Raw genomic sequence first — 215 nt, 5'->3', positions numbered from 1 at the left:
ATCGGCGAACCGCTGGCGGTGGAAACTTGCCGTGCCGCCTTGTTCTGCCGCATCGCCGGTCTGGCCAAGGGCGGCGCCGGTGTGTCGCTCGACGTGTTCGATCTGCTTGTCGCGATGCTGGCGCGCGACATCGTGCCGGTTTTGCCGTCACGCGGATCGCTCGGCACGGGCGATCTCATTGTCTCCATGAGCATGGCCGCAGCAGTGATCGGGCG

General features: G+C 66.5%; 1 protein-coding gene. It reads left to right on the top strand.

Going from position 1 to position 215, the window contains the following annotated elements; genetic code table 11:
- Nucleotides 1-215: aromatic amino acid lyase (locus RTX98_RS13990; RefSeq protein ID WP_312797334.1), on the top strand; the 215-nt coding region annotated here is incomplete at both ends.

The organism is Tianweitania sp. (genome assembly GCF_032053605.1).
Taxonomy (GTDB): domain Bacteria; phylum Pseudomonadota; class Alphaproteobacteria; order Rhizobiales; family Rhizobiaceae; genus Tianweitania.
Note: the sequence above shows the minus strand (reverse complement) of the source record. Positions and strands in the feature narration are given on the sequence as shown.